19 protein-coding genes are annotated in these 19,881 nt (G+C 63.2%); 11 read left to right on the top strand and 8 right to left on the bottom strand.

Annotated features, from left to right (window positions below; translation table 11 throughout):
- Window positions 1–28 precede the first annotated feature (28 nt).
- From G533_RS21940 to G533_RS0112835, 3 genes are all read left to right on the top strand, one after another.
- Window positions 29–613, top strand: a complete 585-nt coding sequence (locus G533_RS21940) for a nuclear transport factor 2 family protein (RefSeq protein WP_051230294.1) — start codon at window positions 29–31, stop codon at window positions 611–613.
- Between the two features lie 64 nt (window positions 614–677).
- Window positions 678–1,229, top strand: coding sequence for a DUF2878 domain-containing protein (locus tag G533_RS0112840; RefSeq protein WP_051230293.1), 552 nt, complete (start codon window positions 678–680; stop codon window positions 1,227–1,229).
- A 7-nt stretch (window positions 1,230–1,236) separates the two neighbouring features.
- Window positions 1,237–1,770 carry a chalcone isomerase family protein gene (locus tag G533_RS0112835; protein ID WP_051230292.1) on the top strand — a complete coding sequence of 178 codons (534 nt, stop codon included), beginning with the start codon at window positions 1,237–1,239 and terminating at the stop codon, window positions 1,768–1,770.
- A 5-nt stretch (window positions 1,771–1,775) separates the two neighbouring features.
- Here the strand turns inward: G533_RS0112835 and waaA are convergent, their stop codons facing one another.
- Complete coding sequence (gene waaA, locus G533_RS0112830) at window positions 1,776–3,056, bottom strand: lipid IV(A) 3-deoxy-D-manno-octulosonic acid transferase (RefSeq protein ID WP_027950301.1); 1,281 nt, start codon at window positions 3,054–3,056, stop codon at window positions 1,776–1,778.
- Between the two features lie 129 nt (window positions 3,057–3,185).
- Between waaA and lpxL the strand changes: the two genes are divergently transcribed.
- The 3 genes from lpxL to G533_RS0112815 are packed head-to-tail and all read left to right on the top strand — an operon-like array spanning window position 3,186 to window position 6,218.
- On the top strand, window positions 3,186–4,133 hold the full coding sequence (gene lpxL / locus G533_RS0112825; RefSeq protein WP_084638979.1) for an LpxL/LpxP family Kdo(2)-lipid IV(A) lauroyl/palmitoleoyl acyltransferase: 948 nt from the start codon (window positions 3,186–3,188) through the stop codon (window positions 4,131–4,133).
- A gap of 60 nt (window positions 4,134–4,193) precedes the next feature.
- Entirely contained in the window at window positions 4,194–5,093 is a 900-nt protein-coding gene (locus tag G533_RS0112820; protein WP_027950299.1) for a lysophospholipid acyltransferase family protein, read from the top strand.
- A gap of 48 nt (window positions 5,094–5,141) precedes the next feature.
- Window positions 5,142–6,218 carry a CDP-glycerol--glycerophosphate glycerophosphotransferase gene (locus G533_RS0112815; RefSeq protein ID WP_027950298.1) on the top strand — a complete coding sequence of 359 codons (1,077 nt, stop codon included), beginning with the start codon at window positions 5,142–5,144 and terminating at the stop codon, window positions 6,216–6,218.
- Here the strand turns inward: G533_RS0112815 and G533_RS21935 are convergent.
- A complete protein-coding gene (locus tag G533_RS21935) occupies window positions 6,203–8,218 on the bottom strand; it encodes a glycosyltransferase (protein WP_051230291.1) in 2,016 nt (671 codons plus the stop codon). The two genes, G533_RS0112815 and G533_RS21935, sit on opposite strands and share 16 nt — an antisense overlap.
- A gap of 125 nt (window positions 8,219–8,343) precedes the next feature.
- On the opposite strand from G533_RS21935, the gene G533_RS0112805 reads away from it, so the two are divergent.
- Entirely contained in the window at window positions 8,344–9,435 is a 1,092-nt protein-coding gene (locus G533_RS0112805; RefSeq protein ID WP_027950296.1) for a glycosyltransferase family 4 protein, read from the top strand.
- Here the strand turns inward: G533_RS0112805 and G533_RS0112800 are convergent.
- Together G533_RS0112800 and G533_RS21930 are read right to left on the bottom strand one after the other, a co-directional pair.
- A complete protein-coding gene (locus G533_RS0112800; RefSeq protein ID WP_027950295.1) occupies window positions 9,408–10,430 on the bottom strand; it encodes an NAD-dependent epimerase in 1,023 nt (340 codons plus the stop codon). The genes G533_RS0112805 and G533_RS0112800 overlap by 28 nt on opposite strands.
- Window positions 10,431–10,452: 22 nt before the next feature.
- Complete coding sequence (locus G533_RS21930; protein WP_035528011.1) at window positions 10,453–11,169, bottom strand: 3-deoxy-D-manno-octulosonic acid kinase; 717 nt, start codon at window positions 11,167–11,169, stop codon at window positions 10,453–10,455.
- Window positions 11,170–11,300: 131 nt separating this feature from the next.
- Between G533_RS21930 and G533_RS0112790 the strand changes: the two genes are divergently transcribed.
- Complete coding sequence (locus G533_RS0112790; RefSeq protein ID WP_027950294.1) at window positions 11,301–12,356, top strand: glycosyltransferase family 9 protein; 1,056 nt, start codon at window positions 11,301–11,303, stop codon at window positions 12,354–12,356.
- 68 nt (window positions 12,357–12,424) lie between these two features.
- Here the strand turns inward: G533_RS0112790 and G533_RS0112785 are convergent, their stop codons facing one another.
- From G533_RS0112785 to G533_RS0112770, 4 genes are all read right to left on the bottom strand, one after another.
- The gene (locus G533_RS0112785; protein WP_027950293.1) at window positions 12,425–12,823 is read right to left on the bottom strand and encodes a DUF6165 family protein; all 399 of its coding nucleotides are present in this window, start codon (window positions 12,821–12,823) and stop codon (window positions 12,425–12,427) included.
- Window positions 12,824–12,955: 132 nt separating this feature from the next.
- Window positions 12,956–13,795, bottom strand: coding sequence for a putative RNA methyltransferase (locus tag G533_RS0112780; RefSeq protein WP_027950292.1), 840 nt, complete (start codon window positions 13,793–13,795; stop codon window positions 12,956–12,958).
- Window positions 13,796–13,895: 100 nt separating this feature from the next.
- Window positions 13,896–14,279 carry a DUF805 domain-containing protein gene (locus G533_RS0112775; protein WP_027950291.1) on the bottom strand — a complete coding sequence of 128 codons (384 nt, stop codon included), beginning with the start codon at window positions 14,277–14,279 and terminating at the stop codon, window positions 13,896–13,898.
- Window positions 14,280–14,329: 50 nt separating this feature from the next.
- The gene (locus tag G533_RS0112770; RefSeq protein ID WP_027950290.1) at window positions 14,330–15,943 is read right to left on the bottom strand and encodes a glycerol-3-phosphate dehydrogenase/oxidase; all 1,614 of its coding nucleotides are present in this window, start codon (window positions 15,941–15,943) and stop codon (window positions 14,330–14,332) included.
- A gap of 187 nt (window positions 15,944–16,130) precedes the next feature.
- Here G533_RS0112770 and G533_RS0112765 point away from each other — a divergent pair, with 187 nt between their 5' ends.
- From G533_RS0112765 to G533_RS0112755, 3 genes are all read left to right on the top strand, one after another.
- Entirely contained in the window at window positions 16,131–17,165 is a 1,035-nt protein-coding gene (locus tag G533_RS0112765; protein ID WP_035528008.1) for a medium chain dehydrogenase/reductase family protein, read from the top strand.
- 151 nt (window positions 17,166–17,316) lie between these two features.
- A complete protein-coding gene (locus G533_RS0112760) occupies window positions 17,317–18,276 on the top strand; it encodes an alpha/beta hydrolase (RefSeq protein WP_027950288.1) in 960 nt (319 codons plus the stop codon).
- 18 nt (window positions 18,277–18,294) lie between these two features.
- Window positions 18,295–19,875, top strand: coding sequence for an AMP-binding protein (locus tag G533_RS0112755; protein WP_027950287.1), 1,581 nt, complete (start codon window positions 18,295–18,297; stop codon window positions 19,873–19,875).
- Window positions 19,876–19,881 lie beyond the last annotated feature (6 nt).

The following is a 19,881-nucleotide window of genomic DNA, read 5'->3' as shown; positions in this document are numbered from 1 at the left end:
TGACGACAATAAACCCGGGGAGGGTAACATGAGCACAGAACGCCAGAAGCTGAACAAGACCACCATGGGCATCAAGGAAGGCTTGCCTCTGGAAGCCACCGGTACCGACCTGGAAGGGCTGCGCCGCAACATTCAGCAGTTGATGGACCTCGAAGCCATCAAGCAGCTCAAGCACACCTATTTTCGCTGCATCGACACCGCCAATCTGGAAGAACTGGCGCCGTTGTTCCACCGCGATGTTGAGGTGCATTTCAAGGGCGGTACGTACGAATGGCAGGTGAATGGTCGTGATGACTACCTGGCCAACATCGGCGGCGCCTTCAACTCCGGCACCATTGGCCACCACAACGGCCACCAGCCGGAAATCCAGATTCTCAGCGCCACCGAAGCCACCGGCATCTGGTACCTGGCGGACCACATGTGGCAGCTGGACTACAAGTCGCTCACCACCGGCACGGCACTCTATTGGGACCGCTACGTGAAAGAAGATGGTCGCTGGCTCATTCGTGAGACCCGCTACGAGCGTCTCTACGAGATCAATGAGCCGCTGGACGCCGCACCTACCCTGAGTTCGCACTATCTGGGCGTGCACGGCACCAAACCGGGCCACTGACCGACAGACTGATCCGGCGGCCAGGAGGCGGCGTAACAACACACCGATCACGTGGGATCGCGCCATGAGCAACCCCCTCGCCGACAACCCGCCCATTCCGCTGCCTTTTGCCCGCCAATTGACGGAAAAGGCGTGGTTCAATGCCGTCTGGTTCCAGACCACCTGGTTCTGCGCTGTGCTGGGTCAGGATGCGCTGCTGGCCGTCACCCTCGGGCTGATCGGCCTGCATTTTGCGCTTGTACCACAGCGTCTGCGCGAGCTCGGGCAACTGGGCCTGCTGGGAGGCATTGGCATGGCCGTCGATGCCGGCCTCAGCGCCCTAGGTGTGTTCCAGTTCCCCGGTGGGTCCTTCCTACCTGTGTGGCTTTGCTGCCTGTGGCTGGCGTTTGCCACAACCCTGGGGCGCAGCCTGGTGTTTTTCGCCACGCGCCCTTGGCTCACAGCCGCCGCCGGTGCGCTGGTGCTCCCATTCAACTACTATGCCGGCAGCCGCCTGGGTGCGGTGGAGTTTGGCTGGCCGCTCTGGCAGAGCCTGTTGCTCATGGCTGCCATCTGGTCGCTCACACTGCCCACGCTATACTACCTGCAGCAACGTCTCTTTCAGGCCAAGGAGTAACTGCAACATGCAACGCCTGTCTACGAGCCTCTTACTCAGCCTCGCCTGCACGCTCGCCGTGTCGACTGCCGCCAGCAATACGCCTGTGGCAACCGCGACGCCGCCGGCAGAAAACCTGCAACTGGTCGGCGAGGCGCGTCTCAACGTGATGTTCTGGTCGGTGTACGATTCACGGCTATATACCGAAAACGGGCGCTACGAGAACGCCCAGCGTCCGTTGCGGCTGGAGATCCAGTACCTGCGGGATTTCGCCGCACAGGCGCTGGTAGAGCAGACCGGTGAGGAATGGGACCACTTGCAGCTGTCCCATGAACGCCGCGACCAGTGGCTGGAGCAGCTCACCACCCTGTGGCCAGACGTGGGCAAAAATGACGTGATTGCCCTGGAAATCGACACCGCCAACCGCAGCACCTTCTACTTCAACGGCGAGAAACTGGGCGTTATCGACGATGCTGATTTTGGTGAGCATTTCGTCGCCATCTGGCTCTCACCGGACACCAGCCGCCCCGCCCTGCGCGAAGCGCTGCTCGGCAGCCTCTAGCCTCCTCAGGTTCTGGGGTTGTCACTGAGCACGGGCAGATGTTGCGCCAAACCTTCCAGCACCGCTTGCAACGGCCCACGGTTCGCCTCGATCAAGGCCGATGCACATGCACCCGTTAGCCGCCGCTGCTCCGCGTTGGCAAACAGCGCAAGCACCGCACTGGCGAGGCTTTCGGCCCCCTGCACCGCCACCAGTCCCCCGGCTTCGTCCAATGCCGCGTAAATTGCCTCGAAATTGAAAACATGCGGGCCCGCCAGCACCGGCAGCCCCCAGGCCGCCGGCTCCAGCGGGTTGTGTCCGCCGCGCTGAATCAGTGAGCCGGCCACGAAGGCGATGTCTGCGGCGCCGTAGAGTAGAAGCAGCTCCCCCATGGTGTCGCCTAGGTACACCTGAGCGGCGGCTATCGAGCCGGCAGACCGGCGCGTGAGGGTAAAACCCTGCGATTGCACGCGCTGCGCCACAGCATCGAAACGCTCCGGATGACGCGGCACCAGCATCAACAGCGCGTCCGGCTGGTGCTGTAACACCTGGCGATGGGCGACAAGAATCTGTTCGTCTTCTCCATCGTGAGTGCTCGCGGCAATCCACACCGGCCGCGACTCTCCCAGCTGCGCGCGCAAACGCAGTGCCGCTGCTCGCAAACGCTGGTCGACAACAACATCAAACTTGATACTGCCGGTGACCGATACACGCTCGGGCGAGGCGCCAATGGCGCGGAAACGGCGCGCATCATCAGCGCCCTGTGCGGCAATCCAGGCCAGCTGCGCCACCATCGGGTGCACCAGCCCGGCGATACGCCGGTAGCCCCGCGCCGAGCGCTCCGACAGCCTCGCATTCACCAGCACCACCGGAATACCGCGCTCTTCGGTGAGCCCGACCATGTTCGGCCACAGCTCCGTTTCCATGATCACCAATGCCGCAGGACGCACCCGGTCCAGGAAGCGCGACACGGCACCAGGTGTATCGTAGGGGGAGTAGGCGTACTGCACGCGGTCGCCAAACAGGGCGCGCGCGCGCGCGGAACCGGTGGCGGTCATCGCCGTCATCAGAATCCGGCAGCCGGGGTGACGCTGCAGCAGCGCGTTCACCAACGGCGCCGCGGCGATGGTTTCACCCACCGACACTGCGTGCACCCAGACCACAGGCACCGGAGCTGGCGACACCCACCCGAGGCGCTCGCGCCAGTTGCCATGAAGCCCGGCACTGCCTCGACCACTCCACCACAGCTGCAACAGCACGAAGGGCAGTGCGAGGCGGAACACGAAGGAGTACAACGCACGCAGCATGGCGATTCCAAAAACAGGCTGAGCGCACATTCTACCCAAAGCCCGGGTCACCTGCTGTGGAACTATTCCCGCCTGTCCCCGCAGGGCTGCTAAACTTGAGCCCCGATTTCGTACAGAGTATGTCGCCACGTGAGCACGACACGGCACCGCACCCGTGATACGCAGTATCGCAGTTATCTGCACCTGAAGTGGTGGCCAACCTGGCTGCTGATTGGCCTGATGTGGCTGCTGGCGCGCTTTCCCCTGCGCGTGCAATGGTGGCTAGGGAAAGGCGTCGGCGAGTTGGCCTACCGCACGCTGCCCCGGCGCCGCCATATTGCCGAAGTCAACATTGCGCTGTGTTTTCCCGAGCTCAGCCGCGCAGAGCAGGTGAGTCTTGCGCGCCGCGCGTTCCATTCCAACGGCATCGGCATTCTGGAAATCGGCCTCGCCTGGTTCCGCAACCCTGCCGCTTTCCTGCCTGTCACGCGTGTGCACGGCCTTGAGCATGTGACCCGTGCGTTGGAGAAGGGGAAGGGTATCCTGGCGCTTGGCGGGCACTACAGTTCGCTGGATTTGTGCGGCACGCTGGCCACCCGGTTTGTCCAGGCCGATGTCATGCAGCGCGACCACAACAATGCACTGCTCAATGCGGTGATGACGCGGGCGCGCGAGCGGCACTATGGTGTTGCCCTTTCGGCAAAGGACCTGCGCGGCCTGCTTCGCCGGCTGCGCGAGAATCGCACGATCTGGTATGCCACTGATCAGGACTACGGCCGCAAGGGCATCGTATTTGCGCCCTTCTTCGGCGTTGAAGCGGCATCGATCACGGCGACCTCGCGTATCGTGGAGCGCAGCGGCTGTGCGGTGCTGCCCTTCAGTCACTTTCGTCGCACGGATACCGTCGGCTACGATATCTACTTTCACCCACCACTGGAGAACTTTCCCACGGGGGATGACATCGCCGATGCTGCGCTGATCAATGCCACGATCGAACAGGAGGTGCGCCGCCACCCCGAACAATACCTGTGGATGCACCGGCGCTTCAAGACCCGCCCCGGCCCACAGGACCCCGACCTCTACCGCAAGGATGCATAGCATGCCTGCGCCCAGGGTGATAGCGTTTACCTCCGCAGGCACCGTTTGGGCACTCGACACATGGCATTGACACGCGCACATCTACTGATTGGCCTGATCCGGCTGGTGGGCAAACTGAACCTGGCCACGGCACAGCGTATCGGCGCCCTGTTGGGTGGCCTGATGGGGCGCATCCCCAATCGTTCCAACCGCGTGACGCAAATCAATCTGGCCATTGCCTACCCGGAGCTTGGCGAACGCGAGCGCAAACTGCTGGTGCGTGAAAGCCTGGAACACACGGGCCGCGTAGCGATGGAAATTCCGCTGATCTGGGAGTGGCCGGTAGAGCGTTGCCTGGGCCTGGTGCAGGAAATCGAGGGCGAAGAGCTGCTCACAGAGGCACGAGCGAGCGGCAAGGGCTTACTCCTGCTCGCGCCGCACCTGGGCAACTGGGAGCTTTGCGGCCTGTATTTTTCTTCGCGCTACCGGATGGCTGCGCTCTATAGTCCCCCGTCACTGCCGGGATTTGAAGCCTACATGACAGCGAGTCGCAGCCGACACGGCTCGGAGCTGGTACCGGGAGACCGCCGCGGCCTGGCGCGCCTGATCAGCCTGCTGCGCGAGGGAGAGGTCTCGGGCATTCTGCCCGACCAGAGCCCGCGCGCTGCCGGCAGTGCCTATGCTCCCTTCTTCGGCATGGACGTGCGCACCATGACGCTGGTGAGCAAGCTGCTGCAGAAGTCTGCTGCAGTGCCCCTGATGACCTGGTGCCAACGTCTGCCTGGCAGCCGCGGTTTCCGGCTGGTGGTGCGACGCTGTGAGGACGGCATTGCCGATCCGGACCCCGTTGTAGCGACCGCGGCGCTCAACCGCTCCGTGGAGGCCTGTGTCCGCGAGGCACCCGCCCAATACCAGTGGGAATACAAACGCTTTCGCCACCGCCCGCCCGGCCAGCCGGACCCGTATCGCCAAGCCCCCTGAGGCCCTGTGCTAAACTGCCCGCTCCACCAGCCGGAGCCCCGGGGCCGCATGCGCCACTACCTGTTCTTCGTCAACCAACCCTACGCCTATTCCATCCTGCGCCCGCTGCAAGCCGAAATCCGCCGCCGCGGAGGCCGGGTTGCCTGGTTCGTTGCCGGGTGCAGTAGCGCGCCGCTGCAACCCGATGAACACCTGCTGTGCACAGTCGATGAGGCGCGTGCCTATCCTGCGGTGGCCACCTTTGTGCCGGGCGACTGGGTGCCGCACTTTCTCCCCGGCATCAAGGTGGAGGTTTTTCACGGCCTGGCGCGCAACAAGCGTGGGCACGCCACGGAAGACACCAGCGATCACTACACGATCCGCGGCTGGTTTGACCTCTACTGCACCCACGCCGCCACCGACACCGCGAAGTTTTCCGCGCTGGCCGCCGAGCACGGTCACTTCCGTGTGAACCGCACCGGCTGGCCCAAGCTGGACCCCCTGTTCAGCGCGGGCGCACCCGCCGGACCGCGCCTGCGCGCCACGGATGAGCCCCCGGTGGTGTTCTTCGCCTCCACTTTCAGTCGCAATATCACCTCCGCACCGGCACTGGCGGGGGTTATCGGAAGGTTGGCGGCAACCGGCAAATGGCGCTTCATCGTCACCCTGCACCCGAAAATGAACGCAGAGATCGTCCAACGCTACCGCGCCATGAGCGGGCCCAACCTGCGCTTCGTGGAAAGCAATGCAGATCTGCTGCCGCTGCTGCCCGAGGCCGACGTCATGCTCTGCGACACCTCTTCCATCATGTTCGAGTTCATGTTCCTCGACCGGCCTGTGGTCACCTACCGCAGCCGCATGGCGGGGCCCTACCTGTTGGATGTACAGGACGTGGAAGCGGTGGAACCGGCGCTGGCACAGGCGCTGGAAAGGCCGCCTGCACTACTGGAATCTGCTCGTGCTCTGTGCGAGGAACTACACCCCTTCCGCGACGGACACTCCAGCGCGCGGGTGCTGGACGCCGTGGACGAAGTACTCGCCACCGGGCCCACCCCCAGAGCGAAACCCCTCAACCTGTGGCGGAAATTGAAGATGCGGCGTCGCTTGCGCAAAGCCCTGGCGGTGACCGCTCAGTCAGCGCCGTAGCGCGGGCGATCCCGCGTCCAGAGACCGGCATATTTGTTAAAGCTCACCTGGGCGTAGAGCACCGCCGACAGAAAGCCCACCTGCCCATCGAGAAAGCCCAGCCGCAACAGATACACGTGGACAAAGGTCAGTACGCCCCGAGCCGATGGGTACAGCAGGGACCGCACGCGCTTGCCCTGACGGTGTTTCTCCTGCGCCCCTAGCCAGGCGTACTGCGCACCCTTCTGCAGGGCGTGACCGAAATCCCGGTGTGTAAAGTGCAACAGCCGTCCACGCAGGGTGCGCACACGGCGACCCTCCGGCAGCAGGATCTTCTCGTGCACCAGGGCGTCGGAAAAGCGTACCCCTGCGCGCCGGAACAGCCGCAGCGGCGCGCGACCACTGCGGCCGAAATCCAGCCGGGTACCGTAGATGGTCACCGCCCAGGGCAGGCAGTAGGCATCAACAGTTGGCGCCGCCAGCACGTGATTGATTTCGGCCACCAGCCCTGGGGTCAGGCGCTCGTCAGCATCAATCGACAACACCCAGTCGCCGCTGGCACGCTCCAGCGCACGTTGTTTCTGTATGCCGAAGCCGGGCCAGTCGGTCTCGATAACGTGGCTTGTATGCTCACGCGCAATGGCCACGGTGGCGTCGCCGCTGCCACTATCGACCACGATAATCTCATCCGCCACACCCCCCACCGATGCGAGGCAGGCGCCGATATGTTCTTCCTCATTCTTGGTGATAACGATCACCGACACGCGCACGCTGCGCTGCCGCTGACAGGCCCGGCGCAGTTCTGTCACCAGCGCCGCACCACAGGCAGCCAGCGTCAGCAGATAGAACGTGATAAACAGGCTGCGGGAAAACACAGCCTCGGTCAGGCCAAACGCTGCGTAGCCAACCGGCAGCAACACGCCCACTGAGGCCACAAAGGCGACCGCCGGCTCCGGTGCGCGCAGATGGCGTGCAAATACCGTTGCCGGTATCACCAGCAACAGCAACCAGCTCAATCCCCCGAGCAGACCGCGGGTGGCAAGACTTTGCAGCAGATCGTTGTGCGCATGACTGGTGCAGCAGTCCAGCACGAAATCGGGTTGCGGCAACGTGCCCGCCACAGCCGCCGCCTGTACCGCATCGTGGTAAGCATTGAGCCCTCCACCGAGCCACGGGTGGCCGACAAACTCACCCCAGGCAATCTGCCAGATCGCCAGCCGCGAGGCGGTCTGCACATCGAATTCACCCGCCTGCAGGCTGGTAACGGTTTCCAGAAAGCGGTCATTGCCGGCGACGGTCAGCGCCAGGAAGGCCAGCCCCGCGAGTACGGCAAGCACGCGCTGACGCGCGCCCATCAACGGCAGTAACACGGCCAGCAGCAGGGGCAGTGCCAGCAGGTTGCTGCGGGTTTGGGTGAGCAGCGCGGCGACCAGTGCGGCTGCCGCCAACGCGAGCGCCAGACCGGTATAGCGTGGCTGCTGCAAACGCTGCCAGTACAGCGCGGCGGACAACAACACGGCGGCTGCGAGCAGCGAGAGGTTGCCGAGCGTAATGGGGTTCAACCAGAGGCCCGCCCGCAACGGCTCACCCGGCGAAGGCGGCCCTCCGAGCCACATGCTCACCGCGGCATGCACAGTCGCACCCAGGGCCATCAGCGCAAAGCCCGCAAACAGGTGACGGGCCCCCAGAGTCGACCAGCACAGCGTCAGCACCAGGGGCCAGAACAGCAACAGGCGGGCCGGCCCATCGAGCTCCTTCAGCGCGCGGTAATCAAAACCGCTGGCGAGCCAGAAGCACAGAAAAACCGCTACGGGAAACCAGCAGGCGAAATGCAGCAGGCGCAGTTCCCGCGGGCGCTCCCACCCGCTGGCGTGGAGCCGTCGGCGCAGCGCAGGCAGTGCAGCGGCCAGTGCGAGCAGAAAAACGGCGGCGGACAACAGGCTGGAGTAGAGCAGGGACCCGGCAAGCCCGGCGACCGCCAGGCCCGCCAGCAGCTGTTGGCCTCGTGCCGATGAAATCATTGTGTATACTCTCGTCGATCTGCGTGGCCATTGTGGTAAACGCCGACCCACCGGGGCCGCCAACCGCGCCGTTACTATAGCGCAGGTGCTCCCGCGGATTCCAACGCCGACACAGGACCCGGCCCATGAAAGCACTTTGCATTACCGATTGTGCCGATCGCCCGGAAACGGAGTTGTTCATTCGCCTCGCCCAGCGCATGGAGCAGTTCGCGGTCATGAGTAACCCGGCGGGGCGCTACCACGGCCTGCTCCTCGACGCGGGGCTGGAGGTGATTCCCCTCAAAATCAGCGGTCGCTTCGACCGCGAGGCAACCGCGCTGATCCGCGAGACGGTCTACCAGGGCGACTACGATATCGTGCAGGCGTTCAACTCGCGCGCCGTGACCTGCATGCTGCGAGCTGCGCGTCGCCATCGTGCGCGCCTGCTCGCCTATCGCGGCGTCACAACCGGTGTCGGGTATGGCAAGCCGGAAGCCTGGATGACCTTCCTCAACCCGCGCCTTGACGGCATCATGTGTGTTGCTCACGCCATTCGCGACGCACTGCTTGACGTGCGTTTCCTCTGGCTGCGACTGCCTCCCGAGAAACTCAAGGCAATCCACAAGGGACACGAGCTTGCCTGGTACAACGTGGAGCCGGCGGTGCTGGCTGACCTGGGTATACCGCAGGGAGCAAAAACACTGTGCTGCATCAGCCGCAACAGCGCCAAAAAAGGGGCACTCACGCTGCTGGAGGCGTTTGACGCCCTGCCATCCGCGCTGCACAGCCATCTGTTGCTGATTGGCTCCGTAGACAGCAATGCCGCGGTTCGCGAGCGTGCCGCACGCTGCCAGCACCCCGAGCGCATACACTTCACCGGCTACCGCAATGACGTCACCCGGATCCTCAGCGCCGCCGACCTGCTGGTATCGGCCTCGGAAAGTGGTGAAGGCCTGCCGCGGGTCGTCATTGAAGCCATGGCCGTGGGAACGCCCGTCGTCGCCACCGACGCCGGTGGCACCCGGGAGCTGGTCGCAGATGGAGAAACCGGTTTGCTGGTGCCGCAACGCAACGCCCCCGCACTCGCAACCGCTATGCGCAACGCGCTGGAAGATTCCGCGGCTGCGGCGCAGCGCGCTGACAACGCGCGCCGGCGCATCGAACGCGAATTCAACGCCGAGCAGACGGCGGTAAACACCTATGCCTGGTATCAGGAGCGGCTGGCTGCAGCCCCGTAATAATCCAGATACCAGTCGACAAACCGCGCTACGCCGTCGGCAACGCCGGTACGCGGAGCGTAGCCGGTAAGCTCACGCAGGGCACTGACATCGGCATACGTCTCCGCCACATCCCCCGGCTGCATCGGCAGCATGTTCTTCTCTGCGCTGCGCCCCAGACGCTGCTCAAGCAGCTCAATAAACTCCAGTAAGTGCACCGGACTCTCACAGCCGATATTGAAGATACGGTAGGGTGCGCTGGACGTTGCAGGATCAGCCGCCATGGCATCCCACGCCGGATTCGGCTCGGGGGGCCTGGCCAGCACGCCGAGAATTCCGTCGACGATGTCGTCGATAAAGGTGAAGTCACGGCGGTGCTGCCCGTGGTTGAATACGTCCAGTGGCTCCCCGGCCAGAATCTTGCGGCAAAAAATCATCGGTGCCATATCCGGCCTGCCCCAGGGCCCGTAGACAGTAAAAAAACGCAAACCGGTTGTCGGCAGCTGGTACAGATGGCTGTAGGAGTGGGCCATCAACTCGTTCGCTTTCTTGGTTGCGGCGTAGAGCGACACCGGATGATCCACGCTGTGGCTGACGCTGAAGGGCTGGCGGGTATTGCTGCCATAGACCGAGCTGCTGCTGGCGTAAACCAGGTGTTCGACCGGAAAGTGCCGGCAACATTCCAGCATGTTGCCAAAGGCCACCAGGTTAGAGGTCAGGTAGGCCTGTGGGTGTGACAGCGAATAGCGCACCCCGGCCTGTGCCGCCAGGTGAATCACGGCATCCGGGCGAAAGTGGCTGAACCATTCCCGGAGGCGCGTTGCATCAGAAAGGCAAAACAGCGCTTCGCTGAAACCGGGCTGACTGCGCAAGCGCGCGAGGCGAGCCTGTTTCAGCGTGACATCGTAGTAATCATTGAGATTGTCGATGCCGGCCACTTCGTGGCCCTGTGCCAACAACTGCAGTGCCGTTTCACACCCAATGAACCCGGCGGCGCCGGTCACCAATACTTTCATCGTCTCTCCTGACGCCTTTTCATCACTCGCAGGCCGCCTGATACCCGCGCAAGAGCTGTGCCCAGAGTGACTCCCGCTGTTGCGCTGATAACTCTCCACAACGCTTCACAACCGAACGCTGCAAACGCTCCAGATTGGCCCGCTGCCAACGGCGCGCCGGGGGCCGCAGCCGGCAACGATCGAAATCTATCAGCCAGATGCCATCCGGGGCGTGCAGCACGTTGTCACAGTTCAGGTCAACATGATCCAGGCCCGCCGCATGAAACGCTGCCAGTTGCGCGCCCACGCGCTGCCAGAGCTGCGGCTCATGCAGAGCCGGAGATGCCGGCAACGGCAATGCCCCGGGGATGCGGCGCAGCAAAATGGCCGCGCGGCAGGTGAACAGGCCGCTGCGCTCCGCCAGCGCTGCCACCGGTTCGGGCACCGGCAACCCCAGCTCACGCAGGCGCTGCAGCAACCGGAATTCCCGCAGCGAGCGACAGCGACTGAAACCGGTAAACACGTAGCTGCGGTGCGCTATACGCGCCATGAACCCACCACGCAGATACTGTCGCAACACCAGTTCACCAATATCGGCCTCCACAAAACTGGCACCACCACGCCCACCGACCGCTACCGGACGCGCACGCTCACCCCAGAACTGCGGGTCCAGCCAGGCCACCTGTACGCCGTCGATCGCCGGATTGCACAGCAGCAGGGAGCCATCCCCGGAAACAATGTGCTCTGTCACGCCGCTCACGGCCGTCAACGTCCTCGGTACCAGCCACCGCAGCCAACGGCAGTGGTGCAGACCGCGGCGGGCGACTCGGATAGAATGCGCGCAGTGTAGCAATGATGACGCACAGAGCTCTACTGCGTCTGGATTCCGCCATGTCGCCAAAACCACAATCCATTTGTTTGCTGCGCCTGTCGGCGCTGGGCGATGTCACCCACGTGGTGCCCGTTGTGCTGAGCCTGCAACAGCAGCTGCCGGGCGTGCGCCTGACCTGGGTCATCGGCAAACTCGAGGCGCGTTTGTTGGGCGACCTGCCCGGCGTGGAGTTCATCGTGTTCGACAAGCGTGCCGGCTGGCGCGGTTACCGCGAGCTCTGGCGCAGCCTGCGCGGCCGGCGCTTCGATGCGCTGCTGCACATGCAGGTGGCAGCGCGCGCCAATCTCGTGTCCCTGTTGGTGAGGGCCCGCCTGCGGGTTGGCTACGACCGCGCGCGCAGCAAGGATGGCCACGGCCTGTGCATCAACCGGCGCATCCCGCCCGCGCGCAGCCAACACGTGCGCGACTGTCTGGCGAGTTTTCTGCAACCCCTGGGCTTGCAGCCAGCGGCGCCGCGCTGGGAGATTCCGCTGAGCGAGCAAGACCGCGTATTTGCCCAACAGCACCTGGCACAGGACCGGCGCAACCTGGTCATCAGCCCCTGCTCGAGTCACCCATTGCGCAACTGGCCGGTGGCACATTACGCCGCACTCGCCGATCACGCCATGGACACGCACGGCATGCACGTGATTCTGGTAGGCAGCCCCGCACCCTTCGAGCGCGAAACCTGTGCCGCTATTGCCGCCGCCATGCGCAACACCGCACACAACATCTGTGGCCAGGACACACTGAAACAGCTCACTGCCCTGCTGGCGGGAGCCGACCTGCTGGTGGCGCCCGATACTGGCCCCGCACATATTGCCAGTAGCATGGGGACCGACGTGCTGGGCCTGTTCGCCGCCAGCAACCCGCTGCGCTCAGGCCCCTACAACTCCCTGCACTGGTGTGTAAACCGCTATCCCGAAGCACTGCGACAATTCCGCAGCAGCCGTGTTGATGAGACCCGCTGGGGCACCAAAGTGGAAGTGGCCGGAGCGATGGAACTGGTGACTGTCGCGGATGCGACGGCGAAACTGGACCAATGGGTGCAGGCCCATTCCACGCCAGCGGTCTAGGGGTTTGCTATCAGGTTGCGCGCCGGAGCACCGCTGGCAGCTGCGCGCCTACCACTCGATTGCCTGCGCTACTGCGTATAATCCTGATAGGACTTCTCTTCCACAAAGCGTGAACCCAACGCCAGGTTGATAGACTTTTTCAGAGCCGCACGTTTGTCATTGGTAAAGTAAACCGAGCGCGCCAGCTCGATGAACGTGGCACCGAAATCCTGTGCACGTTCACAGTCGCGGATATCGTCCTCAATCACCCAGAGCGACTCGTTGACCGCCTTCAGTTGTGCCCGCAGTTCAGCAATGTGCGACTCATCCGCCACAGCGGCCAACCAGATACCGTTCAGGGCCTCCAGCTCGGTGACGACGTTGGCGTTCTTGGCGGGGTCGCTGATGCGCTCGGACTTGATTTCCAGAATGGTGATCTTGTCCAGCACTTCACCGAAGGAGACGGGAACAGTAATTACATCAGTCATATACTCACTCGCTTGGCAGAGAACAGGCGCACCGCTCTTCGCGATGTCTGATGCCGGTATTCTATGCCAAGCGGGAGCCAGACCATAGCCGCCCTGGCGCCGTTTGCACCGTCCTGAAGCCCCGTGGGCTGATTATTCGCGCACCAACCGGAGCAAGTGCACATCCACACGCAGCCGCAGTGCAGTCAAGGCCAGGGCGGCGGCTCGTCCCTCCGGAGACGCGCGATGCATGTGTGGCGTCATGGCCAGCAAATCCGCTATCGCCTCGCCGCCCTCCAGCGCCACATCGAACTGCACCGTTTCCTCAGCCTGCAGGGAAAAACCCTCGGGAATCACCCGCCTCGCCACAGGCGATGGCTTCAAGGCGGGGTAAATGACTTCGCGCAGTGCGTACAGGTGGGCCGGGCCGGCCTCCGCAATGACCAGCTCACCCCCTGGCTTGAGCACACGTGCAAATTCCGCATAAACGGGAAACCCGAACAAACAAAGCAGCCTGTCCACACTGCTGGTCGCGACGGGCAGGCCGGCGTTACTGGCCACCATCCATGCCATGCGCTTGTCCTGCCGTGCAGCCTCCTGCACGGCCCACTTGGAAATATCCACGCCACCCAGTGTCAACGGCTGCGCCCTACCGGCAGCCCGGGCCAGCTCACGCAGGTAGTAGCCCTCACCGCAACCGGCATCAATGCAGCTCAGAGGCGCGGTAGTGGACGCGGATTCCAGTACCTGATGCGCAACTGCAGCAGCCAGCGGCTGATAATGTCCCGCGTTGAGGAAACGCGAGCGCGCCGCGACCATTGCCTGACTGTCACCCGGGTCGCGGGAGCGCTTGTTCTGCACGGCGAGCAGGTTGACGTAGCCGCGCCGGGCAATATCGAAGCTGTGCCCGCTGGGGCAGCGCCAGCTCGCGTGGCTGGCGGTGAGCGGCAAGCTGTCCAGCGGGCATATCAGATCATTGAAAGGCGTGATCACGGGGGTCAATCTCTGCTGCGTGGCGTCCCACAATTGATAAATCGTCAGATGCGAGGTCTGCTGTGTTACGAAATGCCCCGGAGAGCTCTCCAGCCTGTACTTAAACTGGCAAGCCTTGAGCGACTTTCGGATTCGGACCGTACTGGTTGTCACCCGGCTCACTGTCGAAGACGAAGAACACCAGCAGCACAAGGGAGCCCAGCACAGGAATCAAGGCCAGCAACAGCCACCATCCCGAGCGGCCCGTATCGTGCAGGCGGCGCATAGCCACCGCGATTGTGGGAATGAACACCGCCAACGCATAGATACCACCGAGGAGCCCGATACCGGCATCATCACTGTAGGTACCGGTGATGCCGTCAATGACGCCCAGCGCGATACTCGCCAACAGGTTGAACAGCACGAAGTACCAGTATTCCTTGCGCCGCGCACGCCCGCCGAACATCGCGTACTTGTTTTTCAGTATGTCGAGATACCAATCCATTCCCTTCCCCTTCTTATCATCGTGATGCGTATCGTTACTCGCCGCTCAGTTTAGTCCAAATCGCCGGCAACGTATTCCGCCAGGCGCTGCTCGGCCTCTTCCCCGAACAGGATTTCTGCTGCGCGACGCAAACCCGGTGCCTCGACAATCTCGTCTCGCCGCAGTACCAGTTCGATCTTGGAACGCCGACGCATGAAGTCTTCGAGCTTCACCACCATCTCGCGCTGTGCCGTCATCTCCATTTCACAACGGGTGTATTCGGCACGGCCTATCAACAGCCGGGCACAGCTGCGATCCGCGCGGATACGCTCCAGCAGGTGGAAGGCCGCCTGGCCATAGCGGCGCCAGAAGCGTTCGCTCAAGGGTTCCGACGATGTGGGAGCGGTAAGTGTATCCAGCTGCATCAGCCGTGCCTGGCGCAAGTATTCTTCGTGCACCTCGGCAGGGGGCTCGCCGTACCAGCTGGCTTCAGGGTCCGGCACGCTGATACCCAGCTTGACGAGTTCGGCAACGACTTCATTGCCCACGTTCAGGCAATCTGTGAGCTTGCCGCCAAGAATACTGATGTGCTGCCGCTCCCGGTTCACTTCCAGCACATGCTTGCGAGAAAGCTGCACCCAGTCGGCGCTGCCATCGTCACCGCCCACGGCGAGCGGGCGCACACCGCAGCGCTCTGAAATAATGCTGTCACGGGTCAGGGGTGGATTCATGTCCAGCAAGGCGTTGATATTCGAGAGAACGAAATCGCGGTCCTCATCGGTGACACCCACTTCCGGCGAGTCAACCCGCGTATCGGTGGTGCCCACGCAGGTACGGGAGCCCATTGGAATGAGAAAGAACAGGCGGCCATCACTGGCAAAGAAAGTCAGCACCCGTTTGTTGTCGGTGACCCTGTCGACAATCAGGTGGATGCCCTTGGAGAACACATGGTGGTGCCTGGTCTGGATGTCCGCAGCTTGATTGAAGGTGTCGAGCCAGGGGCCCGCCGCGTTCACCAGCGCCTTGGCGGCAATCGTGAAGACCTCGCCGCTCACGGTATCCCGCGCCTCCACCAGCCAACGACCCTGCTCGCGCCGCAGCGACGTCGCCGCAACGTAGTTGGCCGCCACACAACCATAGTCCAGCGCCTTGCGCACAAAGCCGAATACAAAGCGGGCATCATTGTCGTAGAGGTAGCAATCGGAGTATTCCAGGCCACCGGCAGCTTGCCGGGTGTTGATAACGGGCTCAGTTGCCTCCAGCTTGCGAGCGCTCACATAGCGTGGTGGTGCCGTCTTGAAACGCCCCATTACCCAGTACAGGAGACTCCCCAGAAAAATCACCAGCGGCGGCCAGCGGAAACCTTTCTGGATGGTGGTGAAAAAACGGATTTCCTTTACCGTGGAGGGGTACGCGCGCATGAGTTCGTTGCGTGAGCGGCACAGCTTGTTGACCAGCAGAAACTCGTAGCTTTCCAGATACTTGATCCCGCCCCAGGCCAGGTTGGATGACTGCGAGCTGACGCCGCTGGCAAAATCCTCGCGCTCAATCAGCGCCACGTTGACACCACGGCCCGCCAGTGCGGCGGCCGATACAGCACCGTTGATGCCGCCGCCTACCACCAGCACATCAAACTCCTGGCCGGCGAGCTTCGCAAGGTTCGTCTGGCGCAGCGAAGTGGTCACTCCATAACCTCCTTGGACCTTTGGGATGGCAGTGCTACACAGATTCCCCGGGGGAACCGGAAGCACCGCCATAGCCAGCATACGTCAGCTGCGGCCACCAGACCAAGCATCGGCTGCGCAAGCAGATTAGACAGAGGCCTCCTGCGGCGACATACTCGCTTGCTCACTCGATCAAGGACAAACAGGCATGACCGCAACAGAGTGGCAACGCATTGAGCTCAGCGCATTTGGCGGGCCGGAAAATCTGCACCTGGTGACGGAGCACACACTCCCTGAGCCCGGCCCAGGGCAGGTGCGGGTGAAAGTTCTGGCGGCCGGTACCGGGTTTACAGACACCATCGTGCGCCAGGGACAGTATGTGGATGTGAAAGAAAAGCCGCCCTTTACCCCGGGCTACGACTGGGTGGGTGTGGTCGACGCGCTGGGCAGCGGTGTGAACACATTTCAGGTGGGCGACACGGTAGCGGATATGCCAGCCATTGGCGGCTATACCCAGTACCTGTGTGTGGATGCAGACCAGGTAGTGCCCTGCCCCGCCGGCCTGGACCCGGTGAAGGCCGTGTGCATGATGCTTTCCTACACCACTGCCTGGCAGATGCTCACCCGCGAATGCACGCTGCAACCGGGCGATGCCATCCTGGTCCACGCCGCCGGTGGCGCAGTGGGCACGGCGCTGCTGGAGCTGGCGCGCGAACTGAAGTTAACGGTGTACGGCACGGCATCGCAGAGCAAGCACGACCTGGTGCGCAGCTTCGGTGCCACCCCCATCGATTATCGCAACACGGATTTTGTCGCTGAAGTTCAGCGCCTCACCCAGGGCAAAGGCGTACAGGCCGTGTTCGACACCATCGGCGGCAAGTCCTGGTCGCGCTCCTACCGCTGTGTCGCAAAAGGCGGCCGCCTGGTGGGGTTCGGGGCATTGCAGGTAACCACGGGGGACGAAAGTGTACCCAGCCTGCTGTGGGGGTTTGCCAAGCTACTGGGGCTGTGGCGCCTGCTGCCGGATGGCCGCAGCTCAAGCTTCTACAATATTCTCAGCCGGCGGAAAAAACTGCCTGATGAATTCCGCACGGACGTCGCCACCCTCATGCAGTGGCTGGGCGATGATCGCCTGCACCCTGCCGTTGCTGAAGTCCGCCCGTTGCGTGACGCCGCAGAAGTGCACCGGCTGATCGATGCCGGCGCGGTAGCCGGCAAGATTGTGCTGGACTGCCAGGGGTGAGTGCCCGAACGGCAACCCGGATGGGCACTGTGCGATGCAAGAAAGCTGCACAGGGGTTTCCATACTTGCACTCGAGACGCCGCCAGGCAGGTGACAGCACTGGCTGCACGTCACACAATAACCCCACTATAAAATGAGAGAACCAAACACCATGAAATACAATATCGATCCCGAGCTGCGCCCGATTCTGGAACTACTGCCACCCTTCGACCTGAAAGACCCGGCCACGATGCGCGCCACCATGGACGCTATAGTGGGGCCTGCCAACGAGGCGCTGGACACCAGCGGCATGAGTATCAACGACCACCCCGTACCCGGTGAGAACGGCGCCCCCGATGTTACGGTGCGGGTTTATCGCCCGGAAGGCGTCGATGGCGCCCTGCCGGGGCTGCTGTACCTGCACGGTGGCGGCTTCGTGTTCGGCAACCTGGAAAGCGAGCATGCCACCTGTCTCGCCATAAGCCAGAACCTGCGTATTGTGGTCGTCTCGGTTGACTACCGGCTGTCTCCCGAGACCGCCTTCCCCGGGCCGCTTGATGACTGCTACGCGGCACTGACCTGGACGCGAGCCAATGCGGACACACTCGGCATCGACGTCAAGCGCCTCGGGATCATCGGGCAGAGTGCCGGTGGTTGCCTGGCGGCTGCCTGCGCCCTGCGTGCGCGCGACGAGAACGGGCCGGCGCTGTGCTACCAGTTCCTTTCCATACCGGTCCTGGACGATAGGCTGGACACCCCCAGCATGCAGGCCTTTACCGACACACCTATCTGGCACCGACCCAACGCCGAGCAAAGCTGGGATTACTACCTGGGCGATGCACTGCGGCGTGGCGCGGACGATGTTCCCGCACTGGCCGCCCCGGCGCGCGCAGGAAATCTGGCGGGCCTGCCCCCGGCCTGCATCACCGTCATGGAATTTGATCCTCTACGCGATGAAGCGCTGGTCTATGGCCAGCGCCTGCTGGCGGCGGGCGTGTCCACCGAGATCCATTGTTATCCGGGCACTTTCCACGGCTCCAGCATGGTGGTCGATGCCGCTCTCAGCAAGCGGGGCGTAGCAGACATGTTCACCGCACTGGCCCGCGGGCTCTGCGTCGATTCACAACACTAGCAAGCTCGGGGGTCAGCCATGGATAATAAGAAACTCTACCAGCCCCCACTGATGCCGCAGCTGCTGATAGAGGGCCTGAACCGCTATCACGACCAGCCCTGCCTGTTTCTTGGCGACAAAGTGGCGACCTACCGCGAAGTGCGTGAACGCACCAGCCAGCTGGTGCAAGCACTGCAGGCCACCGGCCTGGGTAAAGGCAGCCGCGTCGCCGTTATTTCCGGCAACCGCCCGGAGGTACTGGCCAATATCGCGGCGATGCAGCTCAATGGCTGTATCGGCACGCCGCTGCACCCGCTGGGATCACTGGATGACCACGCCTTTGTGCTCGAGGCCGCGGAGATTGACGCACTGATCTACGACCCCACCACATTCGAAGAGCACGCCAGCGCACTGCAACAGCGGGTACCGGGGGTAAAACACCTGCTGGCGTTTGGCCCCAGCGCGCAGGGCACCGACTACCTGGCGCTGGCCGACAGTTTCGCGCCACAACCCCTGGTGGCCCCGGACGTCAGCCCGGAGGATATCTCTTCCATCAATTTCACCGGGGGCACCACGGGGCGGCCCAAGGGCGTGATGAGCAGCTTTCGCGTCACCAGTTACATGACCCAGATACAACTGGCCGAATGGGAGTTCCCGGACGACCTGCGCATGCTGATTGCGACCCCGCTCTCCCACGCGGCTGCAGCATTCTTCATTCCCGTGCTGCAAAAGGGCGGCGCGTTCTATGTCATGCAGGGGTTCAGCCCGGATGCATTTTTTGACATGGTGGAACAGCATCGCATCACCGCCACCATGCTGGTGCCGGTGATGCTGTACTTTCTGCTCGACTCACCCCGCGCTCAGAGCGCCGACATGTCCAGCATGCAGTCCATCTTCTATGGCGCCTCGCCGATGAGCCCCGCGCGCCTGCGCCAGGCCATCGAGCTGTGGGGGCAGGTGTTCTACCAGTTCTTCGGCCAGTCGGAGGCACCGATGGTAGTGGCCAATATGCGCCGCCAGGAGCACGACCTGAATAAACCCGAGCGTCTTGGTGCCTGTGGTCGACCGTCCCCGTGGGTGCCGCTGGCCCTGCTGGATACCGAAGGCAACCCCGTGGCAAACGGCGAGCCCGGTGAGATCTGTGTGCGCGGCCCGCTGGTCATGACTGGCTACAAGGACATGCCCGAGGCCACCGCTCAGGCCTTTGCCGGCGGCTGGCTGCACACCGGAGATGTCGGGCGCCTGGACGAGGATGGCTTCCTGCACATCGTCGACCGCACCAAGGACATGATTGTCACCGGCGGCTTCAACGTCTACCCCAGAGAGGTGGAGGATGTGCTCAGTCGCCACTCGGCGGTGCAACAGGTAGCGGTCATTGGCGTACCCGATGCGCAGTGGGGTGAGTCGGTCAAGGCAGTGGTGGTGCTGAAGCCGGGCATTACCGCTGACGACGCGCTGACTGCCGAGCTGAAACAGCTGGTAAAGGACGCGAAGGGATCGGTACAGGCACCCAAGAGTGTGGACTACCTGGATGCGATTCCACTGACCCCGGTGGGCAAACCGGACAAGAAAGCCGTGCGCGCCCGCTACTGGAGCGATCAGCAACGCAGCGTCTGCTAACACTCC

This window comes from Haliea salexigens DSM 19537 (assembly GCF_000423125.1).
GTDB classification, from domain to species: Bacteria; Pseudomonadota; Gammaproteobacteria; order Pseudomonadales; family Halieaceae; genus Haliea; species Haliea salexigens.
The sequence above is the reverse complement of the archived record's forward strand: the minus strand, read 5'-3'. Positions and strand labels throughout refer to the sequence as shown.

Bases quoted from the DNA above. Each gene is read 5' to 3' on its own strand.
- G533_RS0112760 (WP_027950288.1), top strand. From the start codon at position 17,317: ATGAAATACAATATCGATCCCGAGCTGCGCCCGATTCTGGAACTACTG.
- G533_RS0112835 (WP_051230292.1), top strand. From the start codon at position 1,237: ATGCAACGCCTGTCTACGAGCCTCTTACTCAGCCTCGCCTGCACGCTC.
- waaA (WP_027950301.1), bottom strand. From the start codon at position 3,056: ATGCTGCGTGCGTTGTACTCCTTCGTGTTCCGCCTCGCACTGCCCTTC.
- G533_RS0112765 (WP_035528008.1), top strand. From the start codon at position 16,131: ATGACCGCAACAGAGTGGCAACGCATTGAGCTCAGCGCATTTGGCGGG.
- G533_RS0112755 (WP_027950287.1), top strand. From the start codon at position 18,295: ATGGATAATAAGAAACTCTACCAGCCCCCACTGATGCCGCAGCTGCTG.
- G533_RS0112815 (WP_027950298.1), top strand. From the start codon at position 5,142: ATGCGCCACTACCTGTTCTTCGTCAACCAACCCTACGCCTATTCCATC.
- G533_RS0112800 (WP_027950295.1), bottom strand. From the start codon at position 10,430: ATGAAAGTATTGGTGACCGGCGCCGCCGGGTTCATTGGGTGTGAAACG.
- G533_RS0112820 (WP_027950299.1), top strand. From the start codon at position 4,194: ATGGCATTGACACGCGCACATCTACTGATTGGCCTGATCCGGCTGGTG.
- G533_RS21935 (WP_051230291.1), bottom strand. From the start codon at position 8,218: ATGATTTCATCGGCACGAGGCCAACAGCTGCTGGCGGGCCTGGCGGTC.
- G533_RS21940 (WP_051230294.1), top strand. From the start codon at position 29: ATGAGCACAGAACGCCAGAAGCTGAACAAGACCACCATGGGCATCAAG.
- G533_RS0112790 (WP_027950294.1), top strand. From the start codon at position 11,301: ATGTCGCCAAAACCACAATCCATTTGTTTGCTGCGCCTGTCGGCGCTG.
- G533_RS0112805 (WP_027950296.1), top strand. From the start codon at position 8,344: ATGAAAGCACTTTGCATTACCGATTGTGCCGATCGCCCGGAAACGGAG.
- G533_RS0112785 (WP_027950293.1), bottom strand. From the start codon at position 12,823: ATGACTGATGTAATTACTGTTCCCGTCTCCTTCGGTGAAGTGCTGGAC.
- G533_RS0112840 (WP_051230293.1), top strand. From the start codon at position 678: ATGAGCAACCCCCTCGCCGACAACCCGCCCATTCCGCTGCCTTTTGCC.
- G533_RS0112775 (WP_027950291.1), bottom strand. From the start codon at position 14,279: ATGGATTGGTATCTCGACATACTGAAAAACAAGTACGCGATGTTCGGC.